The 15,081-nt window shown below is 63.0% G+C and carries 8 protein-coding genes; 2 read left to right on the top strand and 6 right to left on the bottom strand.

Annotated elements, in window-relative coordinates; genetic code table 11:
* Positions 1–42: 42 nt before the first annotated feature.
* The 4 genes from murJ to mutS all read right to left on the bottom strand — a co-directional run bounded on the left by murJ (position 43) and on the right by mutS (position 7,695).
* Positions 43–1,644, bottom strand: a complete 1,602-nt coding sequence (gene murJ / locus ACQZ6J_RS07975) for a murein biosynthesis integral membrane protein MurJ (protein ID WP_163984869.1) — start codon at positions 1,642–1,644, stop codon at positions 43–45.
* Positions 1,641–4,556 carry a [protein-PII] uridylyltransferase gene (locus tag ACQZ6J_RS07970; protein ID WP_449083231.1) on the bottom strand — a complete coding sequence of 972 codons (2,916 nt, stop codon included), beginning with the start codon at positions 4,554–4,556 and terminating at the stop codon, positions 1,641–1,643. Before ACQZ6J_RS07970 ends, murJ begins: the two co-directional genes overlap by 4 nt.
* Before the next feature lie 159 nt (positions 4,557–4,715).
* Entirely contained in the window at positions 4,716–5,009 is a 294-nt protein-coding gene (locus ACQZ6J_RS07965; protein ID WP_163985166.1) for a hypothetical protein, read from the bottom strand.
* A gap of 22 nt (positions 5,010–5,031) precedes the next feature.
* Entirely contained in the window at positions 5,032–7,695 is a 2,664-nt protein-coding gene (mutS, locus tag ACQZ6J_RS07960) for a DNA mismatch repair protein MutS (RefSeq protein ID WP_449084152.1), read from the bottom strand.
* 197 nt (positions 7,696–7,892) lie between these two features.
* On the opposite strand from mutS, the gene ACQZ6J_RS07955 reads away from it, so the two are divergent.
* Both ACQZ6J_RS07955 and ACQZ6J_RS07950 read left to right on the top strand, forming a co-directional pair.
* Complete coding sequence (locus tag ACQZ6J_RS07955; RefSeq protein ID WP_449083229.1) at positions 7,893–10,181, top strand: NADP-dependent malic enzyme; 2,289 nt, start codon at positions 7,893–7,895, stop codon at positions 10,179–10,181.
* 70 nt (positions 10,182–10,251) lie between these two features.
* Positions 10,252–11,661, top strand: coding sequence for a DUF5939 domain-containing protein (locus ACQZ6J_RS07950; protein WP_449083227.1), 1,410 nt, complete (start codon positions 10,252–10,254; stop codon positions 11,659–11,661).
* A 6-nt stretch (positions 11,662–11,667) separates the two neighbouring features.
* Here the strand turns inward: ACQZ6J_RS07950 and olsB are convergent, their stop codons facing one another.
* Together olsB and ACQZ6J_RS07940 are read right to left on the bottom strand one after the other, a co-directional pair.
* Complete coding sequence (gene olsB, locus ACQZ6J_RS07945; RefSeq protein ID WP_163984874.1) at positions 11,668–12,546, bottom strand: l-ornithine N(alpha)-acyltransferase; 879 nt, start codon at positions 12,544–12,546, stop codon at positions 11,668–11,670.
* Between the two features lie 229 nt (positions 12,547–12,775).
* Positions 12,776–15,061, bottom strand: a complete 2,286-nt coding sequence (locus tag ACQZ6J_RS07940) for an ATP-binding response regulator (protein ID WP_449083224.1) — start codon at positions 15,059–15,061, stop codon at positions 12,776–12,778.
* Between the last annotated feature and the right edge of the window lie 20 nt (positions 15,062–15,081).

The following is a 15,081-nucleotide window of genomic DNA, read 5'->3' as shown; positions in this document are numbered from 1 at the left end:
ACTGCGGGTATGCGGAGAGTGCGCGACAGCCGGCTTCGCTGTCTACTCCCCGTTCACCACTTCGGTATCTCGAGCAGTCGCTGCCCGCTTGCGCTTCAAATTGCGGCGTACCATGCCCAAATCCACGCCGCCGATCAGGAAGGCAACAATGAAATAAACCGCCATCGCAATCAATATGAGCAAGCCGAGGACGCCGGTCTTGGTGAGCAGCGTCGAGCTGGACTCCAGAAGCGGCTCCCACCGATGAGACAAATATACGATGACGCCGCCCATGACGGCGGAGGAGACGAGCAGCATGACGGTGCGGCGCACCAGCGACCACTCCCAGGCGAGGTGTCCGCGGCGATAGAGCGTAACGAAGAGCTGTATAGCGTTTAGCCATCCTGCAACCGCCTCGGCGAGCGCAATGCCGCGCTCGGCCAGCACCGGGAAAAGCAGGATGGACAGCGCCGAATTGACGAAGACGGCGACCGCCGTGTAACGCATCGGCGATTTCGTATCTTCGCGGGCATAAAAGCCGGGCTGCAAGGCCTTGATCAACACGAAAGCCGGCAGTCCCAGGCCGAAGATGGCGAGGATGGAGCCGACCAGCGCAGTATTGTTCGGGTTGAAGGCGCCACGCTCGTAAAGCACGCGGATGATATCGTCGGAGAGCAGCCACAGGGCGACAGCGGCCGGCAGCGTCAGGAACAGCACGAATTCGATCGAGCGGTTCTGGATATTGGCGGCTTCCTTGATATGGCCCGACTTCAGCGCACGCGCCAGTTCCGGCAGAAGCACGATTCCGACGGCGACGCCGACCACGCCGAGCGGCAACTGGTAGATGCGGTCTGCATATTGCAGGGCGGCGATCGCGCCTTCCTTGCCCGAGGCAATCGCCTGGCCGATCACCAGATTGATCTGAGTGACGCCGCCGGTGATGGCCGCCGGGATCGCCAGAAGCAGGAGCCGCTTGACATTGGGCGTGAAGCGCGGAAAGCGCAGGCCGATATTGATGCCGGCATGGCGCACGCCGATATAGACGACGGCCAGCTGCAGCACGCCTGCCACCAGCACCGACCAGGACAGGTACCAGGCGGTGCTCAGCGGATCGGCGCCGTAATAGATCGCGTAGAACAGCGCGCTGATCATCACCAGGTTCAGGAAGATCGGAGCCACGGCGGCGGCGAAGAAATGATGCAGTGAATTCAGCATCCCGCTCATCATCGCCGTCAGCGACATCGACATGAGATAGGGGAACATCACGGCGGCCAACCGGACCGTCAGGTCGAATTTCTCGGCATCGTCGGCGAAACCAGGCGCGATGACCCAACGCACCAGGAGCGGCATGGCCAGTTCCATGACGATGGTAATCAGCAGCAGGACCGAGAAGAGAACGCCGAAGACTTCCTCGGAAAACCGCTTGGCGCCCTCGATGCCGTGTGCCTCGATTTCCTTGGCAAAGAGCGGCACGAAGGCGGCGTTGAACGCGCCTTCGGCAAACAGGCGGCGGAAGAGGTTCGGAAAGCGGAACGCGGCATAGAAAACGTCGGCCATCGGCCCGGTGCCGAGGGCGGCCGCCATCAGCGTTTCGCGCGCGAAGCCGAAGATGCGGCTGCCAAGCGTCGCGCCACCGACGGTGATGAATTTCTTGACTAGGCTCATGCGGCGGAACCGGCTTTCTTCTCTGTGTCTGACTTTTCGACGGCGACGCCGCGCGTGGCGGCGGGCGCAATAATGCCAGAAGGCATGCGCTCGCGCATTTCATCCTCCTCGCCCGCCATGACCGCTTTCAAGCGCGCGGTGATATAGGCCCGCTTGTTCTCGTTGGAAATCTTCTGTCCGACGAGGTCGGTGACGTAGAAGGTGTCGATGACCTTTTCGCCGAAGGTGGTGATGCGTGCCGACTGGATATCGAGCGACAGGTCGGAAAGAACGGCGGTGATTTCCGACAGCAGGCCGGTGCGGTCGAGGCATTCGACCTCGATGACCGTGAACTTGTTGGAGAGGCTGTTGGAGATGATGACCGACGGCGGGATGACGAAAGCCTTGTTCTTGCGGCGGTTCTTCGTCCGCGTCGCAATGACTTCCGGCAGGCGCTTGCGGCCGGCCAGCACGTCCTCGATCATCTTGCCGATAGTCCCGGCACGGCGCAGCTCATCGGCATCGTCGGCGAATTCGCGGCTGACATGGATGGTGTCGAGGGCGCGGCCATCCGATGTCGTGAAGATCTGCGCGTCCGCGATGTTGGCGCCGGCGGCGGCGCAGGCGCCGGCGATCACGGTCAGCAGGCGCGGATGGTCGGGCGAGAGCACGGTGATCTCGGTAATGGCATGGAAACTGTCGGTGCGTACCATGGTCGCGAGCACCTTGCCTGCCTTGTCCGCCTGGCGGATGAACTGCGTATGGCGAATCTGGTCCTCCAGCGGCACGGACAGCAGATAGGGCTGGTAGTGCAGCTTGACGTAGGCCTTGCGGTCCTTCTGGTTCCAGTCGGAAAGCGCGTGCTCCAATGCCTGGGCGGCCGCTTCCGCCCGCTCCTTGCGCGATACTTCGGAGAAACCGCCGGCCAGCAGCAGCTCGGTCTCATAATAGAGCGTGCGCAGCAGCTGACCCTTCCAGCCGTTCCAGACGCCGGGGCCGACGGCGCGGATGTCGCACACCGTCAGGATCAGCAGCATCTTCAACCGGTCGAGCGACTGCACCCGGTCGGCGAAATCGATGATGGTCTTGCGATCGGTCAGGTCGCGCGTCTGGGCAACCATCGACATGGTCAGATGCTCGGCGATCAGCCAGACAACCAGCTCCGTCTGCTTCGGCGACAGGCCGAAACGCGGGCAGAGCTTGCGCGCGACCTTGGCGCCGGCTTCCGAGTGATCCTCCTCGCGGCCCTTGGCGATATCGTGCAGCAGCACCGCGACGTAAAGCGCGTCACGATCCTCGATGCCCGGCATCAGCTTGTTGGTCAGCGGATGAATGTCCTCCGCCTTGCCCTTGTCGATCTCCGACAGCACCTCGACGGCGCGGATCAGGTGCTCGTCCACCGTATAGTGGTGATACATGTTGAACTGCATCATCGAGACGATCTTGCCGAATTCTGGAATGAAGCGGCCAAGCACGCCGGCCTCGTTCATGCGGCGCAGGATCAGCGCCGGATCGCGCTTGGATGTCAGGATCGCGAGGAAGAGGCGGTTTGCCTCCTCGTTTTCGCGCAGATCGTTGTCGATCAGGTTCAAGGAGCGGGTGACGCGCTTCAAGGCATCCGGGTGGAATTCGAGGCCGTTGATATCGGCGACGAAGAACAGCCTGATGAGGCTGACGGGATCGCGCTTGAAGACATCGGGATTGGCGAGCGCGATGCGGCCGCGATCCTCGACGAATTCGACGGTGCCGGGGATCTTGCGCGAACGATTGGCGAAACGGCTGATGACACCGGTAAGCCCCGGCGTGGCCTTTGCCTGCTGGTCCTCAAGGGCTGCGCAGAGGATGCGGGTGAGATCGCCGACATCCTTGGCGACAAGGAAATAGTGCTTCATGAAGCGCTCGACCGCCGAAAGGCCAGGGCGGGCATGATAGCCAAGCGCCTCGGCGATATCGCGCTGAATATCGAAGGAAAGCCGCTCCTCCGCCTTGCCGGTCAGGAAATGCATGTGGCAGCGCACGGCCCACAGGAAATCCTCCGCCTTCTGGAAGAGGCGATATTCCTGCTTCGAAAGCACCCCGAGCTTCACCAGCTCGGCGGGATCGCGGACGTGATAGTAATATTTCGAGATCCAGAACAGCGTGTGCAGGTCGCGCAGGCCGCCCTTGCCTTCCTTGACGTTAGGCTCGACCAGATAGCGGGTATCGCCGGCCTTGCGGTGCCGCTCGTCGCGTTCGGCGAGCTTGGCGGCGATGAATTCCGGGCCGGTATTGGTGACGATTTCCTTGTCGAAGCGAGCCTGCAGCTCACGCGCCAACGGCGCGTTGCCGCAGATATAGCGGGTCTCAAGAACGGCGGTCCGCACCGTCATGTCCGATTTGGCCTGCTGGATGCATTCCTCGACCGTGCGCGTGGCGTGGCCAACCTTGAAGCCCATGTCCCAGAGCATATAGAGGATGAATTCCACTGCCTTGTGCGTATCGCTTGCCGGCTTCGGCTGGAAGAGGAAGAGAAGATCGATGTCGGAGCCCGGAGCCAGCGTATCGCGGCCATAGCCGCCGACAGCGGTAACGGAGAAGGCATCCGCCTGCTTCGGATAGACATGGCGGACGGTGAAATCGTAGAGGACGGTGATGATCTGGTCCTGCAGCCAGGAAATCCGGTGAGCGCAATCGAGGCCGCCGCCGCGCGCGACCAGCAGCCGCCGCGCTTCCTCACGTCCCTCCTGGCTCGCCTTCTTCAACAGCGCAAGCAAGGCGGACCGTTCCTCGTTCTTGTCCAGACCCCGTTTGGCGAGCGCCTCGCACGCCGCTTTCAGCGCGGATACGTCGAGAATGGTCGAGAAATCGATGTGATGCGTTTCCATGCTCTGCCGATCGGCTTTCTGTTCGCTGACCGCGGCCCCTTGCCGGGGCGCCTGTCTTTTCGTCTGCATGCGCTATAGCCTCTTTGACAGGCGATTGACACAGGCATTCTACGCCCGGATCCCTCGACACAAGCCTTACCCGACCCTGTCGAATCGGCAAACCTCAAGATTTTTATCGGGTCAAAGTTGACGAAGCGTGACGCGCAATCAACACAGAAGCTGGCAGTTTTAGGGCATTGCCGGCTCGAGCGACCGCCGGAGCTCGTTCAAGCTATGCAATATGTTTCGCGACTGGGCGCCGATCTGCGTCACCATCTCGCGTTCACATTCCCAATAGCCGGCCTTCGCGATCTTCGAGCAAATGTCGGAAATCCGGCTGCAGGACAGGGTAATGTCGAGCAGGCCGCGATCGGATTCACAGTCCGGGGCTTCGCCTTCGCCGCAGATCTTGCCGCGCGCCGCGATCGGAGAGAAGCGCTCGCCCAGAATACGGACCTCGGCGAGGAGAACTTCGAGATACATCATGTTGTCCTTGGAATATCGCCTATGGTGAGCCGGTCTTGGTGAGGGTTTTCTTCAGTTCGTAGAGCACGTCAAGAGCGGCTCGTGGCGTCAGGTCGTCGAGATCGAGCGTTTTCAGCCGCTCCTCGACCTTCGACGGCTCGCGTCGACCGGTCGCCTCCTCCCGGCGGACCGCCACTTGAAAGAGCGGCAGGTCGTCGATGAGCTGGCTGGCTGGATTTTTGCGGTCGGCGTCTTCAAGCCGCGTCAGAACGTCGCGGGCGCGCGCCACCACCGAGGCCGGCAGGCCGGCAAGACGCGCCACTTGAATGCCATAGGAGCGATCGGCAGCACCCGGCCCGACCTCGTGCAGGAAGATGACGTCGCCATCCCACTCCTTGACGCGCATGGTGGCATTCGAAAGCCGGCCGAGCTTTTCCGAAAGCACGGTCAGTTCATGGAAATGCGTGGCGAAGAGACCGCGGCATCGGTTGGCCTCATGCAGATGCTCGACGGCGGCCCAGGCGATGGAAAGACCGTCGAAGGTCGCGGTGCCGCGGCCGATCTCGTCGAGAATGACGAGCGAACGTTCGGTCGCCTGGTTCAGGATCGCCGCCGTCTCCACCATCTCGACCATGAACGTCGATCGGCCGCGCGCTAGGTCGTCGGAGGCGCCGACGCGCGAGAACAGGCGGTCGACGATGCCGATATGCGCCGATGCGGCGGGCACGAAGGCACCCATCTGCGCGAGGATAGCGATCAATGCGTTCTGGCGCAGAAAGGTCGATTTACCGCCCATGTTCGGGCCGGTCAGAAGCCAGATGGCGCCATCCTTGCCATCGGCCTTCGGGGAGAGATCGCAGTTGTTGGCGACGAACGGCCCGCCGGCCTGGCGACGCAACGCCTGCTCGACCACCGGATGGCGGCCGCCTTCGATGGCGAACATGCGGCTCGCATCGACGACGGGCCGGCAATAGGCCTGCTCTTCGGCCAGCAGCGCAAGCCCTGCCGCGACATCGATGACCGACAGCGCGCGAGCACCGGCCTTGATCCCCTCGGCCGCGGCGACAACGGCCGCGACCATGCGATCGAAAGCCTCAAGCTCGATGGCCAGCGCCTTGTCGGCGGCATTGGCGATGCGGCTTTCGAGGTCGGCAAGCTCGGTCGTGGTGAAACGCATGGCATTCGCCATGGTCTGGCGATGGATGAAGCGCGCCTTGGCTTCGCTCGTATCCGTCATCGGGCCGGCATTGCCGGCGGTGACCTCGATGAAATAGCCGAGCACGTTGTTGTGCTTGATCTTCAGCGACTTGATGCCGGTTTCCTCGGCATATTGCAGCTGAAGGCCGGCGATGACGCGGCGCGACTGGTCGCGCAGCGCGCGCACCTCGTCCAGCTCGGCATTCGCCCCCTCCCGCAGGAAGCCGCCGTCCCGCTTCAGCAAGGGCAATTCGTCGGCAAGCGTCGCGGCGAGCATGGCTTCGAGATCGGCAGGCAGGGCCTGCAGGCCGGCCAGTGCCGCGGCAAGCTCTTCGGGCAGCAAGGCGCTGTCGAGAAAACGGGCGATATCGCCGGCCGCGGCCAGTCCCTGCCGGATTGCCCAGAGATCGCGCGGACCGCCGCGATCGAGCGCCAGCCGCGACAAGGCGCGCGGCATATCCGGCACATGCTTCAGCGCCGAGCGCAGATCGCTCGAGAGCGACGGCTCCTCCGTCAGGAAGCCGATCGAATCCAGGCGCTCGTTGACGCGCGCGGGGTCGGTCAGCGGCGACATCAGCCGTTCGGCCAGAAGACGGGCGCCGCCACCGGTCACGGTCCTGTCGATCGCCTTCAGGAGCGAGCCGTTGCGATCGCCGGAAAGCGTGCGCACCAGCTCGAGATTGGCGCGCGTGGCGGGATCGATGAACAGCGTGGAGGCGCCGCTTTCGCGCTCCGGCAGGCCGAGCGGCGGCCGCTCGGCGATCTGCGTCTTCTCGACATAGGCAACGGCGGCGGCGGCGGCAGCCAGCTCGGCACGGCTGAACGTGCCGAAACCGTCGAGCGTCGAGACGCCGAAATAGCGGGTCATCCGCCCCTCGGCGCTGGCGCTGTCGAACAGCACCGCCGGCTGCGGGACAGCCGTGCGGCCGAGCACGTCGAAGACCGGCTTTAGCTCGGGATCATGGAACATGGTATCCGGCAGGATCAGCTCGCGCGGATCGATGCGCAGGATATCGGCGAGCAACCGCGAGGCCTCCGTTTCGGCAAGGCGGAAGACGCCCGTGGAAATATCGATCCAGGCAAGCGCCAGCTGCGGTTCGGCTCCGCCGCGAATGCGGGTGAGGGCCATGAGATAGTTGGATTCCGAAGGCGAAAGCAGCTTCTCTTCGGTGATCGTGCCGGGCGTGACGAGGCGCACGACATCGCGCCGCACCACCGATTTGCCGCCGCGCTTCTTGGCTTCGGCCGGATCTTCCACCTGCTCGCAGACGGCAACGCGGAAGCCGAGGCCGATCAGCTTCTGCAGATAGTCGTCGGCGGCGTGAACGGGCACACCGCACATCGGGATATCCTGCCCCATGTGCTGGCCGCGCTTCGTCAGCGTGATGCCAAGCGCGCGCGAGGCATCGACAGCGTCTTCGAAGAACAACTCGTAGAAGTCGCCCATGCGATAGAACAGCAGCGAACCGGGATTGTTCGCCTTGATCTCGATATACTGCTCCATCATCGGGGTCGCCGCAGCGCGGCTTTCCTCCGAAGCAAGCTCGGCGGCCGAGAAAGCATCGATACTGGCGATAATACGTTCGTTCACGGAGGTGCAGTTTTTCCAAAAAAATGAGGTGCCACCCTATCCGCGCACCGCTATAGAAGACAACAGCTATCGGGCAAGAGGGACCGGTCGCCCACAGGAGGTTTGGAGGAACAATGGCAGACAGCAAGAGTAAGTCGCGTCCGGGAACGGGGATTACCGATCAGGAGGCATTGGACTTCCACAAGCAGGGCCGCCCCGGCAAGCTTGAGATCAATCCAACCAAGCCGATGGCGACGCAACGCGATCTTTCCCTTGCTTATTCTCCCGGCGTCGCTGTTCCCGTGAAGGCAATCGCGGCCGATCCGGCCACCGCCTACGACTATACCTCGCGCGGCAACATGGTCGCCGTCATCTCCAACGGCACGGCCATTCTCGGCCTGGGCAATCTCGGAGCTCTTGCCTCCAAGCCGGTCATGGAAGGCAAGGCGGTTCTCTTCAAGCGTTTCGCGGACGTCGATTCGATCGACCTCGAGATCGACACCGAGAATGTCGACGAATTCATCAATTGCGTGCGTTACCTCGGCCCCTCCTTCGGCGGCATCAACCTCGAGGACATCAAGGCTCCGGATTGTTTCATCATCGAGCAGCGGCTGCGCGAGCTCATGGACATTCCCGTATTCCATGACGACCAGCACGGCACCGCCATCATCGCCGCCGCAGGCCTCATCAACGCCCTCGAGCTGACGGGCCGGGACCTCAAGACCACCAAGCTCGTCTGCAACGGCGCGGGAGCGGCAGCGATCGCCTGCGTGGAGCTGATCAAGTCGATGGGCTTCAACCCGGAGAACATCATCCTTTGCGACACGAAGGGCGTGATCTACCAGGGCCGCAGCGAAGGCATGAACCAGTGGAAGTCGGCTCATGCCGTCAAGACCGACAAGCGCACGCTGGCTGAGGCGATGCAGGGCGCCGACGTGGTTCTCGGCCTGTCGCAGAAGGGCGCCTTCTCCGAAGACATGATCCGCTCCATGGCGGACAAGCCGATCATCTTCGCCATGGCCAATCCCGACCCGGAAATCACGCCGGAGGAAGTCGCGCGCATCCGCGACGACGCCATCATGGCGACCGGGCGCTCGGACTATCCGAACCAGGTCAACAATGTCCTTGGCTTCCCCTACATCTTCCGCGGCGCGCTCGACGTGCGCGCCACCACCATCAACGACGAGATGAAGATCGCCGCCGTCAACGCGCTGGCAAGCCTTGCACGCGAAGACGTGCCGGATGACGTCGTGGCCGCCTACCAGGGCGCAAGGCCGCGCTTCGGCGCGCAATACATCATCCCCGTGCCCTTCGACCCGCGCCTGATTTCGGCCATTCCGGTGGCCGTCGCCAAGGCGGCGATCGAAAGCGGCGTCGCCCGCCGCGACATGCCCGACATGGAAGCCTATGCCCGCGAGCTTTCCGCCCGGCGCGATCCGATCGCCTCGACGCTGTCGCAACTCTACGAGCGCGTGCGCCGCCACCAGAAGCGCATCGTCTTTGCCGAGGCGGAAGAAGAGCAGGTCATGCGCGCCGCCCTCTCCTATGCCAACCAGGGGCTCGGCACCGCCATCCTCCTCGGCCGCGAAGACCTGATCGAGGCCACCGCCGAGCGCGCCGGCATCGATCTCAACCGCCCCGGCCTCGAAATCGTCAACGCCCGCATCTCCAAGCGGGGCGACACCTATATCGATTATCTCTACGCCCGGCTGCAGCGCCAGGGCTACCTGCACCGCGACGTGACGCGCCTGATCCACAACGACCGCAATCACTTCGCCGCCTGCATGGTGGCGCTGGGCGACGCCGACGGCATGGTGACGGGCGTCACGCGCAACTATTCGACGGCGCTCGGAGACGTGCGCCGTTGTCTCGACGACAAGCCGGGGCACCGGGTCATCGGCATATCGATCGTGCTGGCCCGCGGCCGCACCGTCTTCGTTGCCGATACTGCGGTGCATGACATGCCGACCGCCGTCGAGCTGGCCGATATCGCCGAGGAAGCAGCCGGCTTTGCCCGCCGCATGGGCTATGAGCCGCGCGTCGCCATGCTTGCCTATTCCACCTTCGGCCACCCCTCGGGCGAGCGCTCGGAGCGGGTGCGCGAGGCCGTCGGCATTCTCGACAAGCGCCATGTGAACTTCGAATTCGACGGCGAAATGTCGGCCGACGTCGCGCTGAACCGCAAGACCATGGAAAGTCTCTATCCCTTCTCGCGGCTTTCCGGACCGGCGAATGTGCTCGTCATGCCGGCATTCCACTCGGCGGCGATCTCCACCAAGATGCTGCAGGAACTCGGCGGCTCCACCGTGATCGGGCCGTTGCTCGTCGGGCTCGACAAGCCGGTGCAGATCACCTCGATGGGCGCCAAGGATTCCGACATCGTCAACATGGCCGCCATCGCAGCCTACGGAGCCGGCGCCTAGTTTTTGTCAGCCATGCCGTTGGCCGAACAAAGATGATAGCTGCCCTATGAAATGGGTGTAGAATAAGGACATGAGTGAAGCTCAGTCCCTATTCGGAGTGCTGCGCCATTCAGCGCGGCAGGAAATCGTCGATGCGATCGAGCGGCTGGTCCTTGAGGCACCCGACCGCGCGCTTAACCGCATCAATGTACTTGCCTTCGCTGCGAAGCACAGCTTCGACGAAGAGCAAGCCATCAATGCTTTCCTGCACGCCTCGCGCCTCGGCCTGTTTGAAATGTCATGGAATGTCCTTTGCCCCGGCTGCGGCGGGGTACTGGATGCCAATACCTCGCTGAAAACGGTCCAGAGCGAAACCTATAACTGCACGCTTTGCGCAGCCGGCTACGAGCCGACGCTCGACGAGATGGTCGAAGTCACCTTTACCGTCAGTCCCCGCGTGCGCCACATCGAAGCGCATAATCCGCATGAGCTGCCGCCCCTCGAATATTTCCGGCAGATCTATTGGGGTTCGGGGATCGACCTTCCGGAGGAAGGCTACGAGGAAAAGGTCGATCAATTCGTGCTGGAATCCCTGGAGCTGCCGCCCGGCGAGAAGGCCGTCATATCGCTTCAGTTGCCGGCGGAGTTTACCATCATCTTCGAGCCCGTGACCCATGCCGCGCAGTTCCTCGACATCAAGGGAGAGCCATCGAAAGAGCGGCAAACTCTGTCGCTCGTCTTCGACCGCATGCACCGGCACAGCGAGGCCATCGAACTGCGACCCGGCCCCCTGCGCGTCATGATGGAGAACCACACTGACCTTCGCGTGCTACCTTCGATCTGCGTCGCCAACGACGCTCTTCACAGCCTGCTCGGTCAACGCCGGCCGTTCCTGACCGCCAAGCGCCTGCTCTCCAACCAGACATTCCGGGACATCCATCGCACGGACACCATCGACGTCGACCAGCGGCTCAAGATCACCAGCCTCACCTTTCTCTTCACCGATCTGCGCGGTTCGACGGAGCTCTATGAAAGGGTCGGCGATCTCGCGGCCTTCGATCTGGTCAAGACCCATTTCGGCATCCTGCACGAGATCGTGGCGGCAGAAGCAGGCGCGGTCATCAAGACCATCGGCGATGCCGTCATGGCCACCTTTCCGACACCGGACCGGGCACTGATCGCGGCGATGAGGATGCGTGAGGCCATGCTCAGCCTCAACAAGGAGCGCGGCAGCGACGATCTTCTGCTGAAAATCGGCATTCACGAAGGGCCATGCATCGCCGTGAGCCTGAATGAAAGGCAGGACTATTTCGGGCAAACGGTCAACATCGCGTCCCGCGTCCAGCATCTCGCCACCTCACGCGAAATATTCGCGACCAGCTCGGTGCTCGACAACCCTCGCGCGGTCGAATTGATGACAAGGCGCGGCCTCACGCCGCAATCCCATCACGTCGCGCTTCGAGGCATCACCGATGCGATCGATATTTTTGCGATCCCCTGATACCCGTCAGCTGGCGAAACGACCGGCATCCGCGCCGTAATAGTTCACATAACGGTTGGAGATGCTGGCGATCGGCAAAACGATCAGCACATCGGTCGTGTTGAAGGCATGATCGACGACCGCGGTCGAGCCGACCATGGCACCGAGGCGCAGATAGCCCTTGATCAGCGGCGGCAGCGCCATCAGCGCTTTCTTCGGATTGACGGCCTCGACCGGCATCAGGTCCATGTTGCGGGCAAGCGACGGCAACGCGCTCACGGCCCATTCGTCCTTGGCAACGACATTGTGGTAGAGGAAGGACAGGGCCAGCGCGTGCTGCTCCGGCAAGATGCCCGGGAAGGATGCGCAACCGAACATTGCGCCCATGCCATGCTTCAGTGCATAGGCCCAATTGCCTTGCCACAGCAGTTCCACGGTGCGCTTGTTGCGGTAGTCGGGCAGGACGCAGGAACGCCCGAGCTCCATGAAACGCTTGTCGGGATGGCGGGCGAGCAGAGCGTCGACGTCGAACTCCGACGAGGAGTAGAAGCCGCCATTAGCCATCGCGACTTCCTGACGCAGCAGACGGTAAGTGCCGACGATCTGGTCTTCCGGATCACCCTCGAGCGAACGGTCCAGCACCAGAAGGTGGTCGCAAATAGCGTCCCAGCTGTCGACATCGCGCTGGCGGCGCATGGCGTCAGCCGGCAATTGCGCGTTCATCTCCTCGACGAAAACACGGTAGCGTACGGCCTGAGCCGCATCGATCTCGCGCGCTGTGCGGGCAAGGCGCGTTTCTAGATTTCCGATGCGTCCAAGCACATCGCTGGCAACCGGCTCAACCGTTGCCTTTGAAGACTGAACCATTTCGCCCTGAGCTTCGCGATTCAAGATTTCGATGGACATGGCGATTCTCCCCCTGCGGGCCGATATAGCGCCATAAACCAAATTCATGCGACAGGAAAGTGACACGCAGCCTGGCTAAAAGCAAGAAGCGTGCCCATTGCAAAATTTGCAATGGGCGCACCGTCCCCAATTTAGCGACGGCAATTGCCGCAGGTTGAATTCGAACGCCGGCCGCCATCGGGCATTGATGAGCCGGCTTCCGTTAACTTCGCCGGAAGATGGAAAAGCCCTAGGCGCGTTCGAAAACCGATCTGGACAGGCTCTGCAGCGTCGCCGCCAGCCTTTCAGGGTCGACCGGCTTGACGATGACGGCATCGGCGCCGGCCAGCAGCGCCTGACGGCGGATCGCGTCGCGGCTATCCGCCGTGAGCACGACGATCGGAAGCGTCGGCAAGCCGTGCCGGCGCTCGTGGGCCCGCAATTCCGCGAGCACGGCCGCACCCGTGCCGCCGGGCATGTTGAAATCGGTCACCAGCACTTCGGGCCGCGCTTCGGCATTTTCCGCCCGGGCGCGCAGGGCGTCGAAGTCCTCGACGAGGCGAACGCGGTGGCCTGCCTTGGAGAGCATGGCCCGAACCAGCATCGCGTTGACCGGATCATCCTCGCCAAGCAGGATGTCCAGCGCGCGGTCTTCGGCCTCCGGCGTCGTTATGCCGATCTCGGAGACCGCCTCGATCAAGGCGTCGCGTTTTTCCATGCCGCGCATGCGGCCGCTCAGCACATCGATCAACGACTGCTCGCGCAGCGGCCGGATGAGCCAGGCGTCGAAGAGATCGAGCGGATGAGTGTTGCGTTCCTCGGGATTGACCAGGAAGATCTTGCGCAGCATCGGCACGGCAAGCGCGCTTCCCTCGCGGAAGTACCAGGGCGCCATGCGATGATCGACGATGAGATCCGTCCAGATCCCCTCCTCGCCCATCGGGAAGGACCGCAGCAGGTCGTCCATGTCGCGGGCGCCGATCAGCTTGCAATGACCGCCGAGGGTCTGGATGGTTCGCATGATGGCGGTGCTCGCCGCGCCTTCGGGAGCCAGCAGCAGGACGCGCGATCCCTTGAGCACTGTATCGCGCCGGTCGTATCCATCCTCGGCGACGAGGCCAACCGGAAAGGAAATGATGAACTCGCTGCCTCCGCCGCGCTCGCTGGCGACGCTGAGCCTGCCCCCAAATTCGCGCAGGATGCGGGCGGAAATGGCAAGGCCAAGTCCGGTGCCGGCGCTTCTTTCGACGACGGTGCCAGCCTGTTCGAACTCACCGAAAACACGAGCCTGTTCTTCTTCCGTCATGCCGGGGCCGCTATCCTGCACGGATATCGTCAAATCCCGCGCCCGGAGCTCGACGCGGACGAGAACGCCGCCGGTCTGGGTGAATTTCACGGCGTTGCCGATGACATTGAACAGGATCTGGCGCAGGCGGGCGGGATCGAACTCCATCGTCTCGGGAACATCGGCCGCAACGCTCGCGGCGATTTCGATGCCCTTTTCATGGGCGCGATGGGCAAGCATCTCGATGACGCCTTCCAGAAGGGGACGCAGGGCCTCCTTGCGCGGATGCAACTGGAAGCGGCCCACTTCTATCGTGGAGAAATCGAGCAGGTCTTCGACCAGCTGCACCAGCGCATGACCCGACTGGCGAATGCCGGTCAGGTAATTTGCCTGCTCCAGCGTCAACGGCGTCTGGGCGAGCAGATGGTTCATGCCGAGAATGCCCGACAGCGGCGTGCGGATCTCATGGCTGACGGTGGCGAGCAGCCGCGACTTGGCGGCGCTGTTGTATTCGGCCTTCAGCCGCGCATCTTCGCGCTGGCGGGCAGCTTGCCGCTCCTCCGTCACGTCGCGCGCGACGCTCTGTATGCACAATTGCCCGGTCGCCGGATCGCGGAACATGACATCATACCAGGCAAAGACGTGTCGCCCCTCGGGCGTGGCGATTTCGGCATCCTGATGCTTGGCATCGGTCACGGTGCGAAACACGAGGCCGGCCTCCTCCAGCGTCAGGCCTTCCGGATGCGCCTTGCCGGTCAACTTGCGGAACGTGGCATTGGCGTGCAGAATCCGGCGGTCGATGCTGCGCGTGACGGCAATGTCGCCCAGCGCATCATGGACGGTGGCAAACAGGCCGGCGCTTTCCCTGTGCTCCCAAAGGCGATCGTGCTCGCTCTCGCTGAAATCCGTGACGGCGATGGAGGGCTCGCGTGTCGCTCTCCGGAACCTGAAGATGGCGGTAGCGGCGAATGCGACAGCCAGGAAGCCCAGTGCGGCCGCCAGCGTCAGCGCGCCCCCGGCATAACCGATCGCAAGAAGGACAGCACCCGCCACCAGGCCGCCGCCGGCCAGCCAGTGGTTCTGCAACCACCGTGACGGACCCGATGAAATCTCCTGTCCGGCTGCATCGTGAGAAGGCTCGATAGGCTTTGCGAGCGCCGACTCGTTTTCGGCCGGCGCCTCAATCGGTTCCGTTTGGCTGCGAGCCGCCGCCGCGGCAAGCTTTTCCTGCAGGTCTGCCAGAGTGCTCATGGACTCTGGCTATCATGCAC

This window comes from Rhizobium sp. A37_96 (genome assembly GCF_053521765.1).
This window is presented reverse-complemented; position numbering and strand designations above follow the sequence as displayed.

Bases quoted from the DNA above. Each gene is read 5' to 3' on its own strand.
- murJ (WP_163984869.1), bottom strand. From the start codon at position 1,644: ATGAGCCTAGTCAAGAAATTCATCACCGTCGGTGGCGCGACGCTTGGC.
- ACQZ6J_RS07970 (WP_449083231.1), bottom strand. From the start codon at position 4,556: ATGCAGACGAAAAGACAGGCGCCCCGGCAAGGGGCCGCGGTCAGCGAA.
- ACQZ6J_RS07965 (WP_163985166.1), bottom strand. From the start codon at position 5,009: ATGTATCTCGAAGTTCTCCTCGCCGAGGTCCGTATTCTGGGCGAGCGC.
- mutS (WP_449084152.1), bottom strand. From the start codon at position 7,695: ATGATGGAGCAGTATATCGAGATCAAGGCGAACAATCCCGGTTCGCTG.
- ACQZ6J_RS07955 (WP_449083229.1), top strand. From the start codon at position 7,893: ATGGCAGACAGCAAGAGTAAGTCGCGTCCGGGAACGGGGATTACCGAT.
- ACQZ6J_RS07950 (WP_449083227.1), top strand. From the start codon at position 10,252: ATGAGTGAAGCTCAGTCCCTATTCGGAGTGCTGCGCCATTCAGCGCGG.
- olsB (WP_163984874.1), bottom strand. From the start codon at position 12,546: ATGTCCATCGAAATCTTGAATCGCGAAGCTCAGGGCGAAATGGTTCAG.
- ACQZ6J_RS07940 (WP_449083224.1), bottom strand. From the start codon at position 15,061: ATGAGCACTCTGGCAGACCTGCAGGAAAAGCTTGCCGCGGCGGCGGCT.